Origin of the sequence: Vibrio neptunius, from assembly GCF_000967495.1 — a bacterium.
In the GTDB taxonomy this organism is placed as follows: domain Bacteria; phylum Pseudomonadota; class Gammaproteobacteria; order Enterobacterales; family Vibrionaceae; genus Vibrio; species Vibrio neptunius.
On record NZ_JXXU01000111.1, the window covers coordinates 1 to 419 of the forward strand.

The 419-nt window shown below is 39.6% G+C and carries 1 pseudogene; it reads right to left on the reverse strand.

Annotated elements, in window-relative coordinates:
• Positions 1-14 precede the first annotated feature (14 nt).
• A pseudogene (locus TW84_RS23170) lies at positions 15-419 on the reverse strand (hypothetical protein); the annotation flags it as partial.

A 419-nucleotide genomic window follows, 5' to 3' on the forward strand; every position in this document is an offset into this window, starting at 1 on the left:
AAATAAGCCAAGGGTTACTCGTCTTGAATCAGGGATTCAAAGTAGCGCTGTTCTGGTAGTGGCGCATTAGATGAACGTAGTGATTGAGCCTCATCAACAGGAAAACTCGCCCCCCTAAATGGCGTATTCAAGAAAGCCTCTGGTAAATTTTTATTACCAAAAACATTTTTCGGCTCTTTAATTTCCTCACAAGTTAAATGCCACTCATCAAACAACAATTGTATTGCCTGTTCCATTTGCTTTTGTGAACTAAAGAATAAATAGGACTTACCTATTGAGTGATAGCGAGACACCACTGTCTTTGCTGCATCCTCAAAGTCATAACCATCAAATTTATAATACAGTTCTATCACTTTTCTTTTTGCGTTATAGCGAGCACATATTCCATCTTCACTCTGCCCGATTCTCACCTCGGCTTC